Annotated in this window: 20 protein-coding genes; 17 read left to right on the plus strand and 3 right to left on the minus strand. The window is 38.5% G+C overall.

All coding sequences use genetic code 11. The features are described 5' to 3' along the window. The 17 genes from trpA to FIT70_RS03310 all read left to right on the plus strand — a co-directional run bounded on the left by trpA (position 1) and on the right by FIT70_RS03310 (position 18,347). The gene (trpA, locus tag FIT70_RS03230) at positions 1 to 795 is read left to right on the plus strand and encodes a tryptophan synthase subunit alpha (protein WP_028817928.1); all 795 of its coding nucleotides are present in this window, start codon (positions 1 to 3) and stop codon (positions 793 to 795) included. Between the two features lie 16 nt (positions 796 to 811). Continuing rightward, complete coding sequence (gene accD / locus FIT70_RS03235; RefSeq protein ID WP_139874485.1) at positions 812 to 1,669, plus strand: acetyl-CoA carboxylase, carboxyltransferase subunit beta; 858 nt, start codon at positions 812 to 814, stop codon at positions 1,667 to 1,669. Between the two features lie 34 nt (positions 1,670 to 1,703). Further along, positions 1,704 to 2,954, plus strand: coding sequence for a bifunctional tetrahydrofolate synthase/dihydrofolate synthase (gene folC, locus FIT70_RS03240; protein WP_139930601.1), 1,251 nt, complete (start codon positions 1,704 to 1,706; stop codon positions 2,952 to 2,954). A 3-nt stretch (positions 2,955 to 2,957) separates the two neighbouring features. After that, positions 2,958 to 3,512: an SPOR domain-containing protein gene (locus FIT70_RS03245; RefSeq protein WP_139930603.1), complete on the plus strand. Its 555-nt coding sequence runs from the start codon at positions 2,958 to 2,960 to the stop codon at positions 3,510 to 3,512. Next, positions 3,512 to 4,009 (plus strand): CvpA family protein, encoded by a 498-nt coding sequence (locus FIT70_RS03250; protein WP_139930605.1) that lies wholly within the window; start codon positions 3,512 to 3,514, stop codon positions 4,007 to 4,009. The genes FIT70_RS03245 and FIT70_RS03250 overlap by 1 nt, the downstream gene beginning before the upstream one ends. A gap of 15 nt (positions 4,010 to 4,024) precedes the next feature. Beyond that, positions 4,025 to 5,554 (plus strand): amidophosphoribosyltransferase, encoded by a 1,530-nt coding sequence (gene purF, locus FIT70_RS03255; RefSeq protein WP_139930607.1) that lies wholly within the window; start codon positions 4,025 to 4,027, stop codon positions 5,552 to 5,554. 177 nt (positions 5,555 to 5,731) lie between these two features. Beyond that, positions 5,732 to 6,904: an O-succinylhomoserine sulfhydrylase gene (locus FIT70_RS03260; protein ID WP_139874489.1), complete on the plus strand. Its 1,173-nt coding sequence runs from the start codon at positions 5,732 to 5,734 to the stop codon at positions 6,902 to 6,904. A gap of 86 nt (positions 6,905 to 6,990) precedes the next feature. Next, positions 6,991 to 9,540 carry a DNA gyrase subunit A gene (gyrA, locus tag FIT70_RS03265; RefSeq protein ID WP_139874490.1) on the plus strand — a complete coding sequence of 850 codons (2,550 nt, stop codon included), beginning with the start codon at positions 6,991 to 6,993 and terminating at the stop codon, positions 9,538 to 9,540. 13 nt (positions 9,541 to 9,553) lie between these two features. Continuing rightward, entirely contained in the window at positions 9,554 to 10,630 is a 1,077-nt protein-coding gene (gene serC / locus FIT70_RS03270; RefSeq protein WP_139930609.1) for a 3-phosphoserine/phosphohydroxythreonine transaminase, read from the plus strand. 3 nt (positions 10,631 to 10,633) lie between these two features. Continuing rightward, positions 10,634 to 11,704: a prephenate dehydratase gene (gene pheA / locus FIT70_RS03275; protein ID WP_139874492.1), complete on the plus strand. Its 1,071-nt coding sequence runs from the start codon at positions 10,634 to 10,636 to the stop codon at positions 11,702 to 11,704. A 47-nt stretch (positions 11,705 to 11,751) separates the two neighbouring features. Beyond that, positions 11,752 to 12,846, plus strand: coding sequence for a histidinol-phosphate transaminase (gene hisC, locus FIT70_RS03280; protein WP_139930611.1), 1,095 nt, complete (start codon positions 11,752 to 11,754; stop codon positions 12,844 to 12,846). Between the two features lie 12 nt (positions 12,847 to 12,858). Beyond that, positions 12,859 to 13,878: a 3-deoxy-7-phosphoheptulonate synthase gene (aroF, locus tag FIT70_RS03285; protein WP_139870288.1), complete on the plus strand. Its 1,020-nt coding sequence runs from the start codon at positions 12,859 to 12,861 to the stop codon at positions 13,876 to 13,878. Positions 13,879 to 13,988: 110 nt separating this feature from the next. Continuing rightward, positions 13,989 to 14,906: a pyrroloquinoline quinone biosynthesis protein PqqB gene (gene pqqB, locus FIT70_RS03290; protein ID WP_139867599.1), complete on the plus strand. Its 918-nt coding sequence runs from the start codon at positions 13,989 to 13,991 to the stop codon at positions 14,904 to 14,906. Between the two features lie 15 nt (positions 14,907 to 14,921). Next, on the plus strand, positions 14,922 to 15,656 hold the full coding sequence (pqqC, locus tag FIT70_RS03295) for a pyrroloquinoline-quinone synthase PqqC (RefSeq protein ID WP_139867601.1): 735 nt from the start codon (positions 14,922 to 14,924) through the stop codon (positions 15,654 to 15,656). A 2-nt stretch (positions 15,657 to 15,658) separates the two neighbouring features. Further along, a complete protein-coding gene (pqqD, locus tag FIT70_RS03300) occupies positions 15,659 to 15,937 on the plus strand; it encodes a pyrroloquinoline quinone biosynthesis peptide chaperone PqqD (protein WP_139867603.1) in 279 nt (92 codons plus the stop codon). A gap of 11 nt (positions 15,938 to 15,948) precedes the next feature. After that, positions 15,949 to 17,133: a pyrroloquinoline quinone biosynthesis protein PqqE gene (pqqE, locus tag FIT70_RS03305; RefSeq protein ID WP_139867605.1), complete on the plus strand. Its 1,185-nt coding sequence runs from the start codon at positions 15,949 to 15,951 to the stop codon at positions 17,131 to 17,133. Positions 17,134 to 17,171: 38 nt separating this feature from the next. Beyond that, entirely contained in the window at positions 17,172 to 18,347 is a 1,176-nt protein-coding gene (locus tag FIT70_RS03310) for a multidrug effflux MFS transporter (RefSeq protein ID WP_223257750.1), read from the plus strand. On the opposite strand, the gene fdxA is transcribed toward FIT70_RS03310, so the two are convergent. The 3 genes from fdxA to cysD form a co-directional block, all read right to left on the minus strand. Next, the gene (gene fdxA / locus FIT70_RS03315; protein ID WP_139870292.1) at positions 18,344 to 18,667 is read right to left on the minus strand and encodes a ferredoxin FdxA; all 324 of its coding nucleotides are present in this window, start codon (positions 18,665 to 18,667) and stop codon (positions 18,344 to 18,346) included. The two genes, FIT70_RS03310 and fdxA, sit on opposite strands and share 4 nt — an antisense overlap. A 61-nt stretch (positions 18,668 to 18,728) precedes the next feature. Continuing rightward, positions 18,729 to 20,006 carry a sulfate adenylyltransferase subunit 1 gene (locus FIT70_RS03320; RefSeq protein ID WP_223257751.1) on the minus strand — a complete coding sequence of 426 codons (1,278 nt, stop codon included), beginning with the start codon at positions 20,004 to 20,006 and terminating at the stop codon, positions 18,729 to 18,731. Between the two features lies 1 nt (position 20,007). Then, a complete protein-coding gene (gene cysD / locus FIT70_RS03325) occupies positions 20,008 to 20,916 on the minus strand; it encodes a sulfate adenylyltransferase subunit CysD (protein ID WP_139867611.1) in 909 nt (302 codons plus the stop codon).

Consider the following 20,916-nt stretch of genomic DNA (forward strand, 5'->3'; position numbering starts at 1 on the left):
ATGTCGAGAATTACAAATACATTTAAAACGCTTAAAGAAAAAAATAAAAAAGCTTTAATTCCTTATATTACAGCGGGGGACCCCCATCCTGATCTCACCGTATCTATGATGCATGCTTTGGTAGATTCGGGTGCTGACATGATTGAATTAGGTATTCCTTTTTCAGACCCAATGGCAGATGGTCCCACTATTCAAAGAGCAAGCGAAAGAGCTTTGGCCCATCATGTAGGTTTATCTCATGTATTTAAAATGGTTAAAACTTTTAGAGAAAACGATGATAAAACACCCATCATCTTAATGGGCTATGCAAATCCTATTGAAGCGATTGGTGCTGAGACTTTTGTGGAAAGAGCAAAATCTTCTGATGTGGATGGAATTATTACTGTAGATTACCCTCCTGAAGAGTGCGTGGAATTTACAAAACTTCTAAAAGAAAAAAACATTGATAGTATTTTTTTATTGTCGCCAACCTCAGAATTAGACAGAGTAAAATTAATTATCGAGCAAGCTTCTGGATTTTTATATTACGTCTCCTTAAAGGGCGTTACAGGCGCTGCTAATATTGATATTGAGCAGGTGAAGTCTAAAGTTGGTATGATTCGGGAATTAACGGATCTTCCTATTGGCGTGGGTTTTGGAGTAAAAGATGCAGCAACAGCGAAAGAAGTTGCTAAGATTTCCGATGCAGTTGTCGTTGGCAGTCGCATGGTTCAGGAAATTGAGAGTTCAAATAAAGAAAATTTAATTCAAAACATTTCGAAGTTAATGAAAGAATTAAGAGAAGCAGTTAATTAATGAGTCGAGTACAACTATGAGCTGGTTAAAAAATGTTATACCTCCAAAAATAAAACGTATTGTTGGAAGTGTATCTAAAAAAAATATTCCCGAAGGTTTATGGTGTAAATGCCCTTCATGTCAGGCTGTGCTCTATCGAACAGACCTTGAGCAAAATATGGAGGTTTGTCCAAAATGTTCTTTTCATAATCGAATTTCAGCTCGCTCACGTATAGATACCTTATTAGATAAAGACAAAAGAAAAGAAATTGGTGCGCTCATCCAGCCTTTAGACTCTTTAAAGTTTAACGATACGCAAAGTTATGCTGATCGTATTAAGTCATCACAAAAAGATCTGAACGAAAAAGATGCAATTGTTGTGATGCAGGGTTTAATGGAAGGCAAACCTGTTGTGATAGCCGCTTTTGAATTTAAGTTCATGGGCGGGTCTATGGGCTCAGTCGTGGGTGAAAAATTTGTACGCGGTATTCAGGCTGCTATTAAAGCGAAAGCCACATTCATATGTGTCTCAGCAAGCGGTGGCGCCAGAATGCAAGAAGGATTACTTTCACTTATGCAGATGGCAAAAACGAGTGCTGCTTTAACTAAACTAAGCGAAGCTAAATTACCTTATTTTTCAGTTCTCACCGACCCAACTATGGGTGGTGTATCCGCTAGTTTTGCAATGTTAGGCGATGTAATTATTGCTGAACCTAAAGCATTAATCGGTTTTGCAGGTCCTCGTGTGATCGAACAAACCGTGAGAGAAAAATTACCTGAAGGATTCCAGCGCTCTGAATTTCTTCTCACACATGGTGCCATTGATATGATTGTAGATCGCCGTGACATGAAGAAAAAGCTTACTAATTTAATATCTAAATTATCTAAAAATTAATTTAACCCCCTCCAAGTTCTCGCACAATCGCCCTATGAATCTTACCGACTGGCTAGGGTATATCGAATCAACACATCCTTCCACGATTGACCTCACGCTAGAACGTATCAGGATTGTTCTTGAACGTTTAAATTTAAATGTTTCCTTCCCTATCATTTCTGTTGGCGGCACTAATGGTAAAGGCTCAACTTGCAGCATACTAGAATCAATTTATAAAGAAGCTGGTTATAAAGTTGCTTGTTACACCTCGCCACATTTTTTACATTTTAATGAGCGTATTAAAATTCAAGGCGTGGCTGTTTCAGATGAGCTTATTTGTGAGGCTTTTTCAAAAATTGAATCGGCAAGAGAAGAAGTAACACTTACTTACTTTGAATATGGAACAATTGCCGCCATGATTATTTTTTCAGAAGCCGATGTTGATGTTGCTGTTCTCGAGGTAGGCTTAGGAGGAAGATTAGACGCTGTAAATGTTTTTGATGCCGACTGTGCCGTTGTCACAACTGTTGATCTTGATCATATGGATTATTTAGGGCACACAAGGGAAGCTATTGGATTTGAGAAAGCTGGCATTTACCGTACTGAAAAAACTGCAATTTTTGGCGACCTCGATCCTCCACAATCTCTAATAAAACATTGTGAATCAATTCGTGCTAATTTAAAAATTATAGGCAAGGATTTTGATTATAAAACCCATCATGATTCTTTTGATTTTTTAATTGAATCGTCATTCGTAATGAATGTACCTATGCCTAAGTTACAAGGTGATTTTCAGTTAGCTAATGCAACAAATGCGCTTATGGCAGTTACAGCCATGGAAGATAAATTACCTTTAACTGAACTTTCAATTCAAAAAGGTATTTCATTGGCATTATTACCAGGGAGATTTCAAGAGGTTAAAAAAATGCCTTCTTTGATTTTTGATGTGGCTCATAACCCACAGGCTGCAAGATCTTTAAGCCACAATCTAAAGGCACATGCTATTTCCGGTAAAACCATTGCAGTGTTTTCTATACTTAAGGACAAAGATATTTTCGGTGTAATTACAGCATTAAATTTCGATATTAACGATTGGTTTATTGCAGAAATTCAAAACGAGAGGGCGGCAAGTATTGAAATTATTTCTAATGCTATCCAAAAAATTAATCCATCTGCTCATATCAAGTCTTTTAAAAATATACAAGAAGCATATCAATTTGCGTCCAATGAAGTCACGAGAAATGATAGAATAATTGTATTCGGATCTTTCTTTACTGTTGCCGATATTATGAAACTCATTTCCTAGGTTATGAACGAAGACAATTCAATACAGCCTCAAGAAGATAAACTGATTAGTCAGGCCAAAAAGAGGCTTCTTGGCGCAAGTGTCATTTTATTTATTCTTCTTATATCAGCGCCTTTTATTTTAAAAAATCGTAATGAGGAGGGTGCTACTGAACCCATTAAAATTTCAATGGAAAGCACACCTGAAAATGTTGATGTTAATGTTGAAAGCATTAAACCGCCAGAGACTAAACAGGAAATTACAGAGTCATCGATCTCTCCGATTAAAAAAGAAGCACTCCCACCTAGTGATGTAAAAACAAAAACTGAAGTAGTAATGACTTCTAACTCTGGTATTTATATTCAGTTGGGTATTTTTTCAGATAATGAAAAAATAGAATCTCTTCAGCAAAAATTAAATCAATTAAATATCCAAACTAAAAGTGAAACAATTAAAGTTAATGGCGCTGATAAGATAAGATTGATTACAGACGAATTTAAAACAGAAGCTTTGGCCAAAGAAGTACTAATCAAAATTAAAAATGCAGGGATCACCGGCATTATCAAGAAGACTAGTTAATGACTTTTGTTGATTATGGTTTTTTTATGACCATCATCATCTCTTCTCTTCTCGGTTGTTATCGTGGCTTTGTGCGCGAACTTCTTTCCATCATTGCTTGGTTTTTTGCTTTCTACTTAGCGCAATCTTTTTCTCCTGCTCTTGCTTCCAAATTGTATTCGATTGATACAGAGTCGGTCCGTGACTTAGTTGCTTATTTTCTGATTTTTATAGCTGTTCTTATTTTATCCATGGGTGTGATTGCTATCTTGAATAAATTTATTAAATACACCGGACTCACCTTTCCTAATATTTTATTAGGTGGATTATTTGGCATCGTTCGAGCTCTTCTTATTGCGCTTGTCTGTCATTTTGTTATTCAGTCAACCTCATTTGAAAAGAGCGCTGCATGGCAGGACGCCCTGATTAAACCTTATTTCGAATCTTTTACAGCTATAGCAGGTGTTTATTTGCCACTTGATATCCTTAAGCATGTAAAATATTCCCAACGAACATAATTTTAAGGCGCTGAAATGTGTGGAATCCTTGGAATAGTCGGTAAAAACCCGGTTAATCAGCTACTTTACGATGGCTTGTTAGTTCTCCAGCATCGGGGTCAAGATGCCGCTGGTATTGTTACTTGCGACGGCAATACTTTCTTCATGCATAAAAATAATGGTCTCGTGAAAGATGTATTTCATACGCGCCATATGCGAAATCTTATTGGCAATGCAGGTATTGCTCACGTCCGCTACCCGACAGCAGGTTCATCTTCAGCTGCAGAGGCTCAACCATTTTATGTAAATTCGCCTTTTGGAATTGTCTTAGGCCATAACGGTAATTTAACTAATGCTGAAAAGCTTAAAGAAGATATTTTTAGACAAGACCTTCGTCATATAAATACTACATCAGATTCAGAAGTTTTACTTAACGTGTTAGCGCACGAAATAGAAGAGTCTGCAAAGAGTACCGTGCTTAATAGTGATGTTGTTTTTGATGCTGTCACTTCAGTTCATAAGCGATGCAAAGGCGCTTATGCTGTTGTTTCAATGATTGCCAATTTTGGCCTTCTTGCGTTTAGAGACCCCCACGGCATTCGCCCGCTTGTGATTGGTAAACACGAAGGTCCTCAAGGTGTTGAATATATGGTGGCATCTGAAAGTGTAGCCATTGATGTACTAGGATTTAAGTTAGTAAGAGATGTAGAGCCTGGCGAAGCAGTCTTTATTGATATGAATGGTAATTTTTATTCTAAACAATGCGCTAAACCTAATCATCATCCTTGTATATTTGAGTATGTCTATCTTGCAAGACCTGACTCCGTGATCGATGGTATTTCTGTTTATCAAACACGACTTAATATGGGTAAGACATTAGCGCAGAAAATTAAAAAAGCTTGGGCCCATCTCGATATTGATGTTGTGATTCCTATTCCTGATACGAGTAGGCCTAGCGCTTTACAACTCGCACTCGAATTAGGTCTTGATTATCGCGAAGGTTTTATTAAAAATCGTTATATTGGCCGTACGTTTATCATGCCGGGTCAGGCATTAAGGAAAAAATCAGTACGACAAAAACTTAATCCGATTAAAATTGAATTTCAAGACAAGAATGTTTTACTCGTAGATGATTCGATTGTGCGAGGCACAACATCAAAAGAGATTGTTCAAATGGCCAGAGAGGCGGGTGCTAAAAAAGTTTATCTAGTTTCAGCAGCGCCACCTGTAAGATTTCCTAATGTTTATGGTATTGACATGCCTTCGCGCACTGAATTACTAGCGCCTAATAAAACGGACGAAGAAATTCGAAAAGAAATTGGCGCAGACGAATTGATTTATCAGGATCTAGATGCGCTCATTGAAAATATTGCATCTATTAATCCAAAACTTAAAAAATTTGATGCCTCTTGTTTTGATGGCAAATACATCACAGGTGACATTGATGAGTATTATTTAAAAAATATTGAAACACTTCGTGCTGACTCTTATATGTTTGATAAGCCTTCAAATGCCAGCACACAAATGGATTTAAATTTAAGTAAAAACGAAGAGGAAGCGGCTTAATAATAAGCGTTTCTTGACGTATTTTTTTTATCGTGCATAATTTCAAGTGCGCTGATTTGAGTGATAAAGTTATTTCTCAGCTTGCGGGCGCGTTAAAAATACAGCTAAAGCGAGGTCTGTCCCGTTTTAGCTTTTTGTGAAACGGGTTTTTTTATGCCCAAAAAAAGGTAACAGATTATGAATAACGATCCATGGAAATTTGACACACAAGCGATTCGAGCGGGCTCATTACAATCTGAGTTCGGTGAGAATTCTGAAGCTATCTTTTTAACTTCAAGCTATGTGTTTGATTCATCTGCGCAGGCTGCCGCAAGATTTGCAGGTAATGAGCCTGGCAATATCTATTCACGTTTTACGAATCCTACAGTGACTATGTTTCAGGATCGCCTTGCAGCTTTAGAGGGCAGTGAGACATGTGTCGCGACTTCAAGTGGTATGTCAGCTATTTTAGCAACGATTATGGGCCTATGTTCTGCTGGAGAACATATCGTGGCGTCTAGAAGCATTTTTGGTACAACCGTGCAACTCTTTAGCAATATTTTAAAGCGTTGGGGTTTAGAGGTTACTTTTGTATCACTCACTAATCTTAATGAGTGGGAAGATGCTATTCAAAAAAATACAAAACTTTTCTTTGTAGAGACTCCGTCTAATCCTTTAACTGAAGTCGCTGATATCCAAGCACTTTCAAAAATTGCACATCAAAAAGATATTAAATTAATAGTGGATAATTGTTTTTGTTCGCCTGCACTTCAAAAGCCTTTGTTATTGGGTGCTGACATTATTATTCATTCTGCTACTAAGTATCTTGATGGACAGGGACGATGTTTAGGTGGTGCAGTGTTAGCAGATAAAAAAACGATAGAGCCGGTTTATCAATTCCTGAGGTCAGCAGGACCTACGATGAGCGCATTTAATGCCTGGGTCTTTTTAAAGGGTCTAGAAACACTCCCTATTCGCATGGATGCTCATTCTAAGAATGCACTTCATTTAGCAAGTTGGCTTGAGTCTCAACCTCAGGTCGATCGTGTTTACTATCCTGGATTAGCCTCTCATCCGCAGCATAAACTCGCTTTAACACAGCAAAAAACGGGTGGAGCTATTGTATCTTTTGAGGTAAAAGGTGGCCAAAAAGAGGCATGGAGCTTAATTGATTCCACTCGATTGATCTCTATTACGGCTAATTTAGGTGATGTTAAATCTACGATTACACATCCATCTACGACGACTCATTCAAGAGTCAGCCCTGAAGAGCGTCAAAAAGCTGGTATCAAGGACAACCTTGTCAGAATCGCTGTAGGCCTTGAGGATATAGAAGACCTAAAAGCCGATTTGTCTAGTCTTTCGCGCTAAAAAATACCTTTAGCAGGGTAAAAATACAGCCCTGCTACATGCTAAAATTTGGGTACTTTTCTACTTGAATTATCGATCTAAATCCTATGAATCAATTTGCTAAAGAAACCATCCCAATAAGCCTTGAAGATGAGATGAAACGCTCTTACCTCGACTACGCTATGAGCGTTATTGTCGGACGAGCGCTTCCAGATGTCAGAGACGGATTAAAGCCTGTTCATCGTCGTGTGCTTTTTGCGATGCATGAACTTAATAACGACTTTAATAAACCTTATAAAAAATCAGCACGTATTGTCGGTGATGTAATTGGTAAATACCATCCTCATGGTGATACAGCTGTGTACGATACGATCGTTCGTATGGCGCAGGATTTTAGCTTGCGATATATGTTAGTAGATGGTCAGGGAAATTTTGGCTCAGTGGATGGTGATAATGCTGCTGCGATGCGTTATACGGAAATCCGTATGTCTAAAATTGCACATGAGCTTTTAGAAGATATTGATAAAGAGACGGTGGATTTCGGTCCTAATTATGATGGCTCCGAACAAGAACCTCTTATTATGCCGGCGCGTATTCCTAATCTTCTTATCAATGGAAGCTCTGGTATTGCTGTAGGTATGGCAACCAATATTCCGCCTCACAATTTAAATGAAGTTGTTGATGCGTGTTTATTACTTCTAGAAAAACCTGAGTCATCGATTGATGCATTAATTAAATTAATACCAGCACCAGATTTCCCAACAGCCGGAATTATTCATGGCACTACAGGCGTTAAAGAAGGCTATAGGACCGGTCGAGGCCGCGTTGTTATGCGCGGAAGAACGCACGTTGAAAAACTCGATAAGGGTAATCGTGAAGCCTTGATTGTTGACGAACTTCCATACCAAGTTAATAAAAAAACATTTATCGAGAAAATTGCAGAGCTTGTTAACGATAAAAAGATTGAAGGCATTTCAGATTTAAGAGATGAGTCAGATAAATCAGGTATGCGTGTTGTGATCGAATTAAAGCGCGGTGAGAATCCTGATGTTATTTTAAATAATCTTTACAAACAAACACAGCTTCAAGATAGTTTTGGTATGAACATGGTAGCGCTCATTGACGGGCAGCCAAAACTTCTTAACTTAAAACAAATTTTAGACGCCTTTTTAAGGCACCGTCGTGAAGTTACTACAAGAAAAACCGTATTTGAATTAAGAAAAGCGCGCGAGCGTGGGCACATGTTAGAAGGTTTAGCAGTCGCATTAGCTAATGTCGATGAGATGATTAAAATCATTAAAGCTGCACCAACACCACCTGACGCCAAGAAAGAATTGATGGCACGCACATGGAAATCTTCTGTGGTTGAAGCTATGTTGAATGGTGCCGCGATGGAATTTTCTAGACCTGAAGGGCTGTCGAAAGAATTTGGATTGACTGAATCAGGCTATAAGTTATCAGATGTTCAAGCACAAGAAATTCTCCAATTAAGATTACAACGCTTAACAGGCTTAGAACAAGAAAAAATCGTTAATGAATACAAAGAGATTATGAATGTCATCACAGATCTCCTAGATATTTTAGCAACCCCTGCAAGAGTCACGGCGATTATTGTCGATGAACTTAAGGCGATTAAAGACCAATATGGCGACAAACGTCGAAGCGAAATTGTCGAGAATGCATTAGATTTATCTACAGAAGATTTAATTACACCTGAGGATGTTGTGGTCACGCTCTCCCATACAGGCTATATCAAATCACAAGTGTTAGATGAATATCGTGCCCAAAAACGAGGTGGTAGGGGTAAGCAAGCAGCGACTACCAAAGACGATGACTTTATCGACAAAATGTTTGTAGCAAATACTCACGATAATATTTTATGTTTTTCAAGTCGTGGTCAGGTGTATTGGTTAAAAGCTTACGAAGTACCACAAGGAAGTCGCACAAGTCGAGGTAAACCTATTGTTAATTTATTCCCACTTCAAGAGGGTGAAAAAATTAATGCGATTCTTCCTATCAAAGAATTTGATGATAAGCATTATATTTTTATGGCCACTGCATTAGGCACAGTTAAAAAAACACCGCTTACAGATTTCTCTAATCCACGTAAGTCAGGCATCATTGCAATTAATCTTGATGATAATGACTTCTTAATTGGCGCTGAAATTACTGACGGCTCAAATGATATTGTTTTAGTTTCAAATGGTGGCAAAGCCGTGTGGTTTGACGAAGAGGACGTCAGAAGTATGGGTCGGAATACCCGAGGTGTTCGTGGTATGAAATTACAAGAAGACCAACAAGTGCTATCTCTTCTTATTGCCAGTGATGATCAACAATCTATGTTAGTTGCTACTGAAAATGGCTATGGAAAACGAACTGTTTTATCTGACTTTAGACATTCTGGACGAGCCACGCAAGGCGTCAAAGCGATACAAGTGAGCGAACGTAATGGTCTTGTTGTTGCTGCAAAACTTGTAAACGATGAAGATGAAATTATGTTGATTACAACAGGTGGTGTGCTCATCCGAACACGTGTAAGCGAGATTCGCGAATTAGGCCGTGCGACACAAGGTGTGACATTAATTAATTTAGGTGAGAATGAAAAATTATCAGGCCTCGAGAAGATTGTAGAAACTGATGATGATCTAGAGGAATAGCTTTTAATTCATCATGAAATGTACTTATAACTTTTCAGCGGGTCCTGCCGTATTACCCAAGTCAGTGATGCTTCGGGCTCAAGCCGAGATGATTGATTGGCATGACTCAGGAATGTCTGTGATGGAAATGTCTCATCGTGGCAAGCACTACATGTCGATCATTGAGAAAGTGGAAAGTGATTTTAGATCACTCTTTAATGTGCCTAAAAATTATAAGGTACTCTTTCTTCAAGGCGGTGCCATTGCTCAAAATTCAATGGTGCCCTTGAATCTTCTTAATGGTAAAAAAGCTAATTATGTTGTAAGTGGATACTGGTCTAAGCGCTCTTATCAAGACGCACTTCCTTTTGGCGATATGTCTATTGCCGCTTCATCCGAGTCTATTGGTTATACGAAAGCTCCTGATCTTCAAGAGTGGAAGATAGATTCTTCAGCTTCATATATTCACTTCTGTTCTAATGAGACTATCCATGGCGTTGAATATTTTGATTTGCCTTCCGTTAAAACTATTCCAGTAGTTGCCGATATGTCGTCCCATATTCTTTCAAGACCAGTCGATATTAGTCAATTTGGGGTTATCTATGCCGGTGCGCAAAAAAATATTGGCCCAGCAGGTTTAACAATTGTGATCGTGAGAGACGATTTGTTAGAAGTGGCTTCGCCATTGACACCTTCCGTTTTCAATTGGAAGACGCAAGCTGAGAATCAATCCATGATTAATACGCCAACGACTTATAGTATCTATATGGCAGGACTTGTATTTGAATGGTTGATCGAGCTTGGCGGCCTTGCGGCGATTGAAAAACAAAATATTAAAAAAGCTGAATTGCTATATAGCTACATCGACTCTTCAGATTTTTACTCAAACCCTATTGATATCAAAAATCGCTCGCGTATGAATGTCCCTTTTAGAATTCAAAATGAAGATTTACATACTTCTTTTGTAACAGGTGCTGAAAATTTAGGTATGATCGGTTTAAAAGGTCATCGACTTGTAGGTGGTATTAGAGCCTCAATCTACAATGCTATGCCGATTGAAGGTGTTCAAGCCCTAGTTGATTACATGAAAGACTTTGAAAAGTCACATTAATATATGACAGATGAATTAAAAAAATTAAGAGATGCGATTGATAAAATCGATAACGAACTTTTGGATCTTATTTCTAAAAGAGCAACGTTAGCATCGAACATTGGAAGTCTTAAAACAGACGGTGTGATTTATCGTCCAGAGCGTGAAGCTCAAGTCTTACGTCGTTTGGTTGAGCAAAACCAAGGACCGCTTTCTAACGAAAGTATCGAAAGTATTTACAAGAGCATTATGTCTAATTGCAGAGCGCTTGAGAAACAAATCACCGTTGCATTTTTAGGTCCACTTGGTACGTTCAGTGAAGAAGCCTCCATGAAGCAGTTTGGAGAATCGATTGTGTCTATGCAAACATCGAGCATCGATGAAGTGTTTCATCTTGTGGAATCACATAAAGCGCATTATGGTGTTGTGCCTGTTGAGAATTCGACTGAAGGTGCAATTAACCGCACACTTGATTTACTCCTCACATCTAACACAATGATCTGTGCCGAGATTATTTTGCCTGTGCATCATAATTTAATTAGCAATGAAAAAGATGTCTCGAGCATTAAAAAAATATATTCACACACGCAATCTTTATCTCAATGTCATCAGTGGTTACTTAACCATGCACCGGGCATTGAATTGCAATCTGTTTCTAGCAATGCTGAAGCTGTGAAAATTGCATCAAAAGAAAAGGGCGCAGCTGCTGTTGCAAGTGTCCGAGCTGCAGCGTTATTTAATGTTCCTCTATTGGCTGAAAATATTGAAGATGATCCTAAGAATTCAACTCGATTCCTGGTGATTTCGAATCACGAGGTTAAACCTTCCGGATTAGATAAAACGTCGATTATTGTTGCTGCAAAAAATCAGCCCGGTGCGATTGCATCTATGATTGAACCTTTTGCAAAAAACAAAGTAAGTATGACTAAGCTTGAATCTCGCCCTTCAAAAACAGGCCTTTGGGAATACGTTTTCTTTATTGATGTCGAAGGTCATATGACTGACTCAAAAGTAGCAGACTCGCTTAAAGAAATTGAATCTAAAGCGTCATTTTTAAAAGTCTTAGGATCTTATCCGCAGTCTAATTTGACTTAATGGATTGATGTTTTAGCATGCCATTTAAGATTTTTTAATATTTTATTATGTCGATTCATTCATTAATCCCAAAATATATTTGTGATATTGCGCCTTATCAAGGTGGCAAACCAATCGCCGAGCTTGCGCGCGAATATCAACTCGAAGAGTCTTCAATTGTGAAGTTGGCTTCCAACGAAAATCCATTGGGCATGAGTCCTAAAGCTCGTGAGGTGATTTTAAAATCCATTGATGAGATTTATCGTTATCCCGATGGCAATGCCTTTCAGCTTAAAAAAGCTGTCAGTCTTAAGTTTAATTTACATCCTGATAGTTTAATTTTTGGAAATGGATCAAATGATATTTTAGAATTGTCAGCGCGCACATTCTTAAAAGTCGGTGATGAAGCTATATTTTCTCAGCATGCTTTTGCTGTGTACAGTCTTGTGACTCAATCCATGGGTGCAATTGGGGTCAAAGTGCCCGCCAAAGATTTTGCGCATGACCTTGCCAAAATGTTCGCGGCAATCACTTCAAAAACCAAAATGATTTTCATCGCTAATCCTAACAACCCAACAGGAACTCTAATTGCCAAGGATGAACTGAAAGCCTTTTTAATGAAGATTCCTCCACATATTATTGTGGTCTTGGATGAGGCTTACGATGAATATTTGGATACTGAATATAAGTCCGTGAGTTTTTCATGGCTTACTCAATTTCCCAATTTGATTATTTCAAGAACTTTCTCAAAAGCTTATGGTTTGGCTGGGCTAAGAGTGGGTTTTGGAGCGTCAAATCCAGAAATTATTCAATTTATGAATCGTGTGAGACAGCCTTTCAATGTAAACAGTCTTGCTCAAGATGCTGCAGTGGCAGCATTAATGGATGACGCATTTGTCAGTGAGAGTAAAATACTGAATAATAATGGAAAAAAACAATTAGAATCAGCACTTCAAAGGTTAAAGTTAAGTTTTATTCCTACTTTTGGTAACTTTATAAGTTTTAAAGTAGATAAAGCATTCCAAGTCTACGAAGCCTTACTAAAGGCAGGTATCATTGTGCGTCCAGTGGCTAATTATGAGATGCCTGATTATTTGAGGGTGAGCATTGGTCTTAAAGAAGAAAATGAAAGATTTATTCAAGCACTAGAAGCGATTATTTAAATAGGATCTAGCATGATTATTGTAATGAGCAACGCAGCAACCGAAGAGCAAATTGAATCGGTTATTAAGCGTATCGAAGAAAAGGGACTGGAAGCTAATGTTTCCCGTGGCACCGAAAGAACCGTTATCGGCGCGATTGGAGATGAGCGAAGTCTTGACCCTGAGCTTCTAGAATCTCTTCCTGGTGTTGAGCAAGCGCTTCACATTGTTAAGCCTTATAAAATTGTTGCGCGTGAGTGGCATAAAGAAGATACCGTTATCGATATTCAAGGTAATCTCATGGGCGGTAAGCAGATCCAAATTATTTCAGGCCCATGTTCCGTTGAAACACCCGAACAGATGGAAAAATCTGCGAAAGCAGTTAAAGCCGCTGGTGTAAGACTTATGCGTGGCGGTGCGTTTAAACCACGAACAAGTCCTTATACATTCCAGGGTACAGGTGTTGAAGGCTTGGAAATGTTTAGAAAGGCTGCAGATAAAGAAGGCTTGCCTATAGTCACTGAGCTTATGGATGCAAGACAGCTCGACACCTTTATGAAATATAAAGTGGATGTGATTCAAATTGGTACGCGCAGCATGCAAAATTTTGAGCTTCTAAAAGAAGTTGGCAAGGTCAATGTACCAGTCATTTTAAAACGCGGGATGTCAGCAACGATTTCAGAATGGTTAATGGCTGCAGAATATATAGCAGCAGGTGGCAATCATAATATTATTTTCTGCGAGCGCGGTATTCGAACTTTTGAAACTTATTATAGAAATGTATTAGATGTCACAGCGATCCCGGTGCTTAAGAAAGAAACGCATCTTCCTGTTATCGTTGATCCTTCTCATGCAGGTGGAAAAGCATGGATGGTGGCAGCATTATCTAGAGCGGCAATTGCAGCAGGTGCAGATGGTCTTTTGGTTGAAATGCATCCTAACCCATGTGAGGCATGGTGTGATGCAGATCAAGCTATCAATCCGCAAGAACTTATTTCACTCATGGGTGAGTTAAGAGGTATTGCTAAAGTGATTGGCCGCGAAATTCTTTAAGGAACTCATGGATTTCATGAGTTCTATTTAGCTAATTTCCACTATGACATTAGGTGCTTTTCCCGCAGTATCATTTCATTATTAAATATTAGTCTCATTGACAGGGTTCTATGCATATTCATGTCTTAGGTGCAGGTGCGGGTGGTGGATTTCCTCAGTGGAATTGTAATTGTCAAAATTGCGATGGTCTTCGTAAAGGGACTATTAAAGCTACAAAACGCACACAGTCATCTATCTGTGTAAGTTCTGACGGCGTTCATTGGGTGCTATTTAATACATCGCCTGATGTGTTGCAACAAATTCAAGATTTTCCTCCTTTACAACCGGGTCGTGCTATTCGTGATAGTGGTATTTCAGCCATTATACTTATTGATGCACAAATTGATCACACGACAGGATTGTTAATGCTTCGTGAGGGCACACAAAAACGTGAACTCTATTGCACAGATATGGTATATCAAGATCTCACCACAGGTAATCCACTCCTAAAAATTTTAGATCACTACTGTGGAATTAATCATCACGAAATTCCAACTGATGGCAAAACTTCATTTGAAATACCTAAAATAGAAAATCTTACATTCACGCCTGTTGCATTAAAGAGTGCTGCACCACCATACTCACCGCATCGAAATAATCCCCATCCAGGTGACACGATTGGTATGCTGATTGAAGATAAAAAAACACAGAAGCGATTATTTTACGCACCAGGCTTAGGTGAAATTGAACCTCACCTACCACCTTTATTTGAAAAAGCAGACTGTATTATGGTCGATGGTACTTTCTGGACGAATACAGAAATGATGGATATGGGTTTAATGACAAAGAAAGCACGAGACATTGGCCATAATCCTCAGTCAGGTGAGGGCGGTATGATTGAAGTGTTAGATCGTTATCCCAACGCTAAAAAAGTGCTTATACACATTAACAATACAAACCCAATTTTGCGAGAAGATTCAAAAGAGCGTCAGATTTTAACTGACCATGGCATTGAAGTGGCATATGACGGTATGGATATTGTTTTATAAAAGGATTCGTTAGACATGGATAAAATTTGGACAAGAGAAGAATTTGAAGAGAAGCTTCGCGAGAAGGGTCGTGGTTATCATATCTATCATCCTTTCCATGTGATGATGTACGAAGGAAAGCTCACCAAAGAACAACTCCAGAGCTGGGTACTAAATCGCTTTTATTATCAAATTGGTATTCCACAAAAAGATGCAGCCATACTTTCTAATTGCCCTGACGTTGAAGTCAGAAAACAGTGGATCGTTCGTATCACAGATCATGATGGTGTGGATGATGCGGTAGGTGGAATCGAAGCTTGGATTAAATTAGGTGAAGCGGTTGGCTTAACGAGAGAAGATGTCACTTCCTTAAAGCACGTGAGCCCAGGTGTTCGTTTCGCAGTGGATGCTTATATTAATTTTGCAAAACAAAGACCTTGGCAAGAATCAGTATGTTCATCGCTCACTGAGTTGTTTGCGCCACATATTCATCAACAGCGCATAAGCTCATGGCCTGAAGTCTACCCATGGATCAATGAATCTGGACTCTCATATTTCAAAAAACGCTTAACAGAAGCAAGGCGCGATGTTGAACAAGGCTTATCCGTGACGCTAGATTATTTTAGTCAATCTCGTGCGATGCAAGAGCGCGCATTGGACATTCTTCAATTTAAACTCAATGTGCTATGGGTGATTGCAGATTCCATTATGCTCGCATCTTCAAATATTAAAGTTGAAGATCGCGATTACCTAAGACAGCCTGTATTTTAGTCATGACGATCGAACGCCAAGATATTTTAAAGATTGCAGCACATCACAGATTCCAGTGGGAAGAAGCGCAGCAGTCTCATGTCATTTTATTTCCAGAAGGCATGGTCAAATTAAATGGAAGTGCGGGTGAAGTTTTAAGTTTGGTTGATGGAAAAAACTCAGTCGATCAAATTGTCAGCGCCTTAAAAGAAAAATTTAAAGATGTCGAAGGTATCGAAAAAGATATTTTATCTATGATTCAATTCGCTTTAGATAAAGCCTGGATTGAGAAAGCTAATTAAGGGGAAATACGATGGCAATACAAAATAATGGTGTAGCAGCATCCGTCACACATACACAACCTTTATGGCTATTAGCTGAAATCACATATCGATGCCCACTTCATTGTGCATTTTGTTATAACCCTACTGATTATGACAAGCATACACAGAATGAATTATCGACAGAGCAGTGGATTAATGTTTTACGTGATGCAAGAAAATTAGGCGCACTTCAATTGGGCATTTCAGGTGGTGAACCGCTGCTTCGTGATGACATTGAAGAGATTGTGGTAGAAGCAAAAAAATTAGGCTATTACAGCAATCTTATTACTTCAGGTGTAGGCTTAACTGAAAAAAGAATCCAAGCATTCAAAGAAGGCGGATTGGATCATATTCAGCTATCAATGCATGACATTACTGAAGAAATTAATAACTTCATTACAAATACCAAAACTTTTGAATTAAAGAAAAAAGTCGCAGCAATGATCAAGAACCATGGCTATCCAATGGTACTTAATGTTGTAATCCATCGCTATAACATTGGCCATATCAAAGAAATCTTAGAGATGGCTGAAGCTTTAGGTGCTGACTATGTTGAATTGGCTAATACGCAATATTACGGATGGTCACTAGTGAATCGTAATCAATTAATGCCCACCAAAGAGCAAATTGATCACGCAGAAAAAGTTACCAATGAATTTAGAGAAAAAGTTGGTAACAAAATGAAAGTTTTCTTTGTGGTGCCTGATTATTTCTCAGATCGCCCTAAGAAATGTATGAATGGATGGGGTGAAGTCTTTATGATTGTCACTGCCAATGGCGATGTACTACCTTGCCATTCAGCACGGGTATTGCCTAATATGGAATTCCCAAATGTCCGAGATAAAGGCCTTATGTGGGCATGGCAAGATTCTCCAGCATTCAATCGATATCGAGGTGATAGTTGGATGAAAGAGCCTTGTAGAACCTGCCCTGAAAAAGAAAATGATTTAGGCGGTTGCCGTTGCCAAGCATTCCTTTTATCAGGCGATGCAGAGAGTGCTGACCCAGTATGTAGTTTGTCGCCCAATCATCACATCATCGAAAAAGCGATTGAAGATGCTAAAAATCCTGTTCTTCAAGCGCAACCGATTCTTTTTAGAAATGATAAAAACTCTAAGAAAATTCTCTCCGGCGAAGCGAATGATTTAATTAAAGACTTTCACGCAACACCCTAAAATCTTTTAGTTTCATCTTTCCTCTATAATCTAAAACTATGAACTCATCTCATATGGTGCGTGTTTTTGTATTGGCTAGCTTGGCTGCATTAGCGCCATTTGCTATTGATACTTATTTGCCTGCATTTCATGTGATGACTAATGATTTAGAGACAAACCCTCACGCTATTCAGCAAAGCCTTACCTTTTATTTATTTCCTTATGCATTGATGACTTTATTTCATGGTGCTATTTCTGATGCGATTGGTCGTATTGATACAATCAAAATTGGCTTAGGTATTTTTATAGTAGGTTCTCTCTGTGCTGCATTTGCAACGAGTGTAGAAATATTATGGCTGGGTCGAATTTTGCAAGGCATAGGGGGAGGAGCAGGTAATGTGGTTGCTCGCGCTATGGTGCGTGATTTATTTCAGGGCCCCGAAGCTCAACGTGTTATGGCAACTATACAAATGTTATTTGGTATTGCGCCTGCAGTAGCACCTATGATTGGCGGCCTTCTATTAGGTATTCATTGGCATAGTATTTTTATATTCTTGGCAATCTATGCGACTATTTCATTAATTGCTGCAATTAAATATTTACCTGAAACAATGCCAGAATCAAAACGCGTTTCTTTTTCATTCTCAGCAGTCACACATCGATATAAAACTATTTTTTCAGATAAAGAATTTTTGCTGCTTGTCATTGCACTAGGCGCAAATTTTTCAGGATTCTTTTTGTATGTTTTATCAAGCCCGATATTTATTGTTGACCACTTAGGCTTGAGTTCGACACAATTCGCGTATTTATTTATACCCACTGTGTCAGGCATGATTTTTGGCTCTTACTTATCAAAAAAAGCTGCCGGAAATTTATCTCATAAAAAAACAATTCAAATTGCCTACATATGGATGGGTCTTATAGCCTCTCTTAATGTGCTTTTTTGTACCTTCTTTGAAACGAACTTATTAATTAATATTGGTTTCGTGGCTCTCTATAACATAGGAATGTCGCTTGTGATGCCAGTACTATCGATTGCAGCGCTTGATCGTTTTGAAAAGATACGGGGCACAGCTTCCTCAGGACAAGCTTTCATTCAAATGCTGCTTTCAACAGTATCAGCAGGTCTGATAGTTCCTATTCTTTGGTTTTCACCTCTTGGCTTGTCTATTGGTATGTTTGGATATTTTATTATTAGTATTTTAGTAATTTCTCAAACAAAATCACTAAGTTAATTATCCAATAAACTTCTTTTATTTGGTTTTCCGTTAAAAGAATCTGCATCAGGAAGCGGTTCTTTTCTTGAGGAAATCACAGGCCAAATTTTAGACATGTCTGCATTGATCTTGATAAAATCTTGCTGATCTGCTGGCACATCATCTTCTGCAAATATAGCTTCAGCAGGACATTCAGCCACACATAATGTGCAGTCAATACATTCATCTGGGTTAATAGCTAAGAAATTAGGGCCTTCAACAAAACAATCGACAGGGCAGACGTCCACACAGTCGGTATATTTACATTTAATACAATTTTCGGTTACCACGTAGGTCATATCTGTCCTTTTATCTCTTCAATATTGTTATTTTAATCTATTTTTTTTCTTGATCCAATAATTATGCAATCATACCGGCACCTACCGTATGGTAAGTGGACTCATCAATAATGATAAAAGACCCTGTGGATCTATTATTTTGATAGGGGTCGGCCATAATAGGTTGCGCCAATTTAAATGTCACTTGAGCAATATCATTCATACTTAAATTTGAAATAGCTTCGTGAGCCAGTGTTTCGATATTCACTTTAAAATCGATTTTATCTAATTTCGCTTTGGATTCTCGAGAGGTATGACGAATTAAATAAGTTCTCGATGAAGCCATAGGTGTCTCAGATAGCCAACACACCATCGCATTAATATTTTTTGTAGGCTCTATAGCATCATCTGACTTGATAATCATGTCACCACGTGAAATATCAATTTCATCTTCCAGAAGAATGGTCACAGATTGTTCGGAGATCGCCTTTTTAAGTTCTGTATCACCCAATTGAATTGATTTAATTTTTGATTTGTATTGGGAAGGCAGCACTGTAATTTCGTCCCCAACAGCAATAGATCCAGATTCCACTCGACCCATAAATCCTCTAAAGTCGTGGAGGTCAAGATTATCGGAAGCATGTGGACGGCAAACGAATTGCACGGGGAACCTAAAGCTCTTATCTTTGCCAGCATAATCTGCGGTTGTTTTTTCTAAAACATCAAGAAGTGTAGGGCCTTTGTACCAGTTTATAGATTCGCCGCGATCTACAAGCATGTCTCCATTAAGCGCTGACATAGGGACAAATTCAATAGTACGATTTTCTGATAGTTTAATTTCCTTTGCAAAAGCTTTATAACTTTCGCAAATTGCTTTGTACTTACTTTCATCGTAATCGATTAAGTCCATTTTATTAATTGCGACAACAATATGAGGAATACCAACTAGTTTTGCTAAAAATGAGTGACGTCTTGTTTGAGTGAGTACGCCTTTTCTTGCATCAATGAGAATAATAGCTAAATGAGCGGTAGAAGCTGCAGTTACCATATTGCGTGTGTATTGTTCATGGCCTGGAGCATCCGCAATAATATATTTACGTGTACCTGTACTAAAGTATCTATACGCAACATCGATCGTGATACCTTGCTCACGTTCTGCTTGAAGTCCGTCAGTAATCAAAGATAAATCAACGGCTGTCATACCTCTTTTTTTAGAGGTTTTTTCAATTTGAGTGAGTGTATCTGTAAGAATGGTTTTAGTATCAAAAAGAAGTCGTCCGATGAGTGTACTTTTGCCATCATCAACACTTCCGCATGTCATAAAACGTAATAAGCTATCTTGAATATTTTCTTGTGACATTTTAGAAGTAACCTTCTTTTTTACGTTGTTCCATGGACGCATCTGAAGTTTGATCATCCAATCTTGTTGCACCACGTTCTGTGATAGTTGTACTCGCGGTTTCAATAATAATTTTCTCCACACTATCAGCCACACTTTCAACTGGGGCTGTGCAAGTAATATCTCCGACTGTTCTATAGCGCACCATAATTTCTTCAACGACTTCATTATCTTTTTTGGGCGTAAGGGGTGTAATGGGAACAATGGCACCGCCACGTCTTACAATGGGACGCTTATGCGCGAAGTAGATGCTAGGTAAACCTAATTTTTCTCGTTCAATATATTGCCAAACATCCATTTCAGTCCAATTGGAAATAGGGAAGGCACGAATATTTTCACCCTTATGAACTCTTGCGTTGTAGAGATTCCATAACTCAGGCCTTTGGTTTTTCGGATCCCATTGACCAAATTCATCCCTAAAGCTCATGATCCTTTCTTTAGCGCGCGCTTTTTCTTCATCACGTCTTGCTCCACCAATACAACAATCAAATTCAAATTCTGCTATAGCTTCTAAAAGTGTGACTGATTGATGTTTATTGCGTGGCTCATCTGCTGATTTTAAAACCACTGTTCCGCGCTTCATCGAATCTTCGAGAGAACGCACAATTAATCTTTCATTAAGTTCTTTGGCACGAAGATCTCTAAACTGAATCACTTCATCATAATTGTGACCTGTATCAATATGAAGCAGGGGAAAAGGAAAGCGCCCTGGTCTGAATGCTTTTTCTGCTAACCTTAAGAGACAAAGTGAGTCTTTGCCGCCTGAGAAAAGAAGTACTGGATTGCTGCATTGACCAGCGACTTCTCTTAAGATATGAATAGCTTCAGACTCAAGCCAATCAAGATGCGTTAAATTTGAAAGTGTTGTCAT

This window comes from Candidatus Methylopumilus universalis, assembly GCF_006364435.1.
GTDB lineage: Bacteria > Pseudomonadota > Gammaproteobacteria > Burkholderiales > Methylophilaceae > Methylopumilus > Methylopumilus universalis.

Excerpts from the sequence above, each read along its gene's own strand:
- FIT70_RS03310 (WP_223257750.1), top strand. The coding sequence starts at position 17,172 with ATGAACTCATCTCATATGGTGCGTGTTTTTGTATTGGCTAGCTTGGCT.
- FIT70_RS03320 (WP_223257751.1), bottom strand. The coding sequence starts at position 20,006 with ATGTCACAAGAAAATATTCAAGATAGCTTATTACGTTTTATGACATGC.
- fdxA (WP_139870292.1), bottom strand. The coding sequence starts at position 18,667 with ATGACCTACGTGGTAACCGAAAATTGTATTAAATGTAAATATACCGAC.
- accD (WP_139874485.1), top strand. The coding sequence starts at position 812 with ATGAGCTGGTTAAAAAATGTTATACCTCCAAAAATAAAACGTATTGTT.
- trpA (WP_028817928.1), top strand. The coding sequence starts at position 1 with ATGTCGAGAATTACAAATACATTTAAAACGCTTAAAGAAAAAAATAAA.
- pqqB (WP_139867599.1), top strand. The coding sequence starts at position 13,989 with ATGCATATTCATGTCTTAGGTGCAGGTGCGGGTGGTGGATTTCCTCAG.
- folC (WP_139930601.1), top strand. The coding sequence starts at position 1,704 with ATGAATCTTACCGACTGGCTAGGGTATATCGAATCAACACATCCTTCC.
- hisC (WP_139930611.1), top strand. The coding sequence starts at position 11,752 with ATGTCGATTCATTCATTAATCCCAAAATATATTTGTGATATTGCGCCT.
- purF (WP_139930607.1), top strand. The coding sequence starts at position 4,025 with ATGTGTGGAATCCTTGGAATAGTCGGTAAAAACCCGGTTAATCAGCTA.
- FIT70_RS03245 (WP_139930603.1), top strand. The coding sequence starts at position 2,958 with ATGAACGAAGACAATTCAATACAGCCTCAAGAAGATAAACTGATTAGT.
- pqqC (WP_139867601.1), top strand. The coding sequence starts at position 14,922 with ATGGATAAAATTTGGACAAGAGAAGAATTTGAAGAGAAGCTTCGCGAG.
- FIT70_RS03250 (WP_139930605.1), top strand. The coding sequence starts at position 3,512 with ATGACTTTTGTTGATTATGGTTTTTTTATGACCATCATCATCTCTTCT.
- gyrA (WP_139874490.1), top strand. The coding sequence starts at position 6,991 with ATGAATCAATTTGCTAAAGAAACCATCCCAATAAGCCTTGAAGATGAG.
- pheA (WP_139874492.1), top strand. The coding sequence starts at position 10,634 with ATGACAGATGAATTAAAAAAATTAAGAGATGCGATTGATAAAATCGAT.
- cysD (WP_139867611.1), bottom strand. The coding sequence starts at position 20,916 with ATGACAACACTTTCAAATTTAACGCATCTTGATTGGCTTGAGTCTGAA.
- pqqE (WP_139867605.1), top strand. The coding sequence starts at position 15,949 with ATGGCAATACAAAATAATGGTGTAGCAGCATCCGTCACACATACACAA.
- pqqD (WP_139867603.1), top strand. The coding sequence starts at position 15,659 with ATGACGATCGAACGCCAAGATATTTTAAAGATTGCAGCACATCACAGA.
- FIT70_RS03260 (WP_139874489.1), top strand. The coding sequence starts at position 5,732 with ATGAATAACGATCCATGGAAATTTGACACACAAGCGATTCGAGCGGGC.
- aroF (WP_139870288.1), top strand. The coding sequence starts at position 12,859 with ATGATTATTGTAATGAGCAACGCAGCAACCGAAGAGCAAATTGAATCG.
- serC (WP_139930609.1), top strand. The coding sequence starts at position 9,554 with ATGAAATGTACTTATAACTTTTCAGCGGGTCCTGCCGTATTACCCAAG.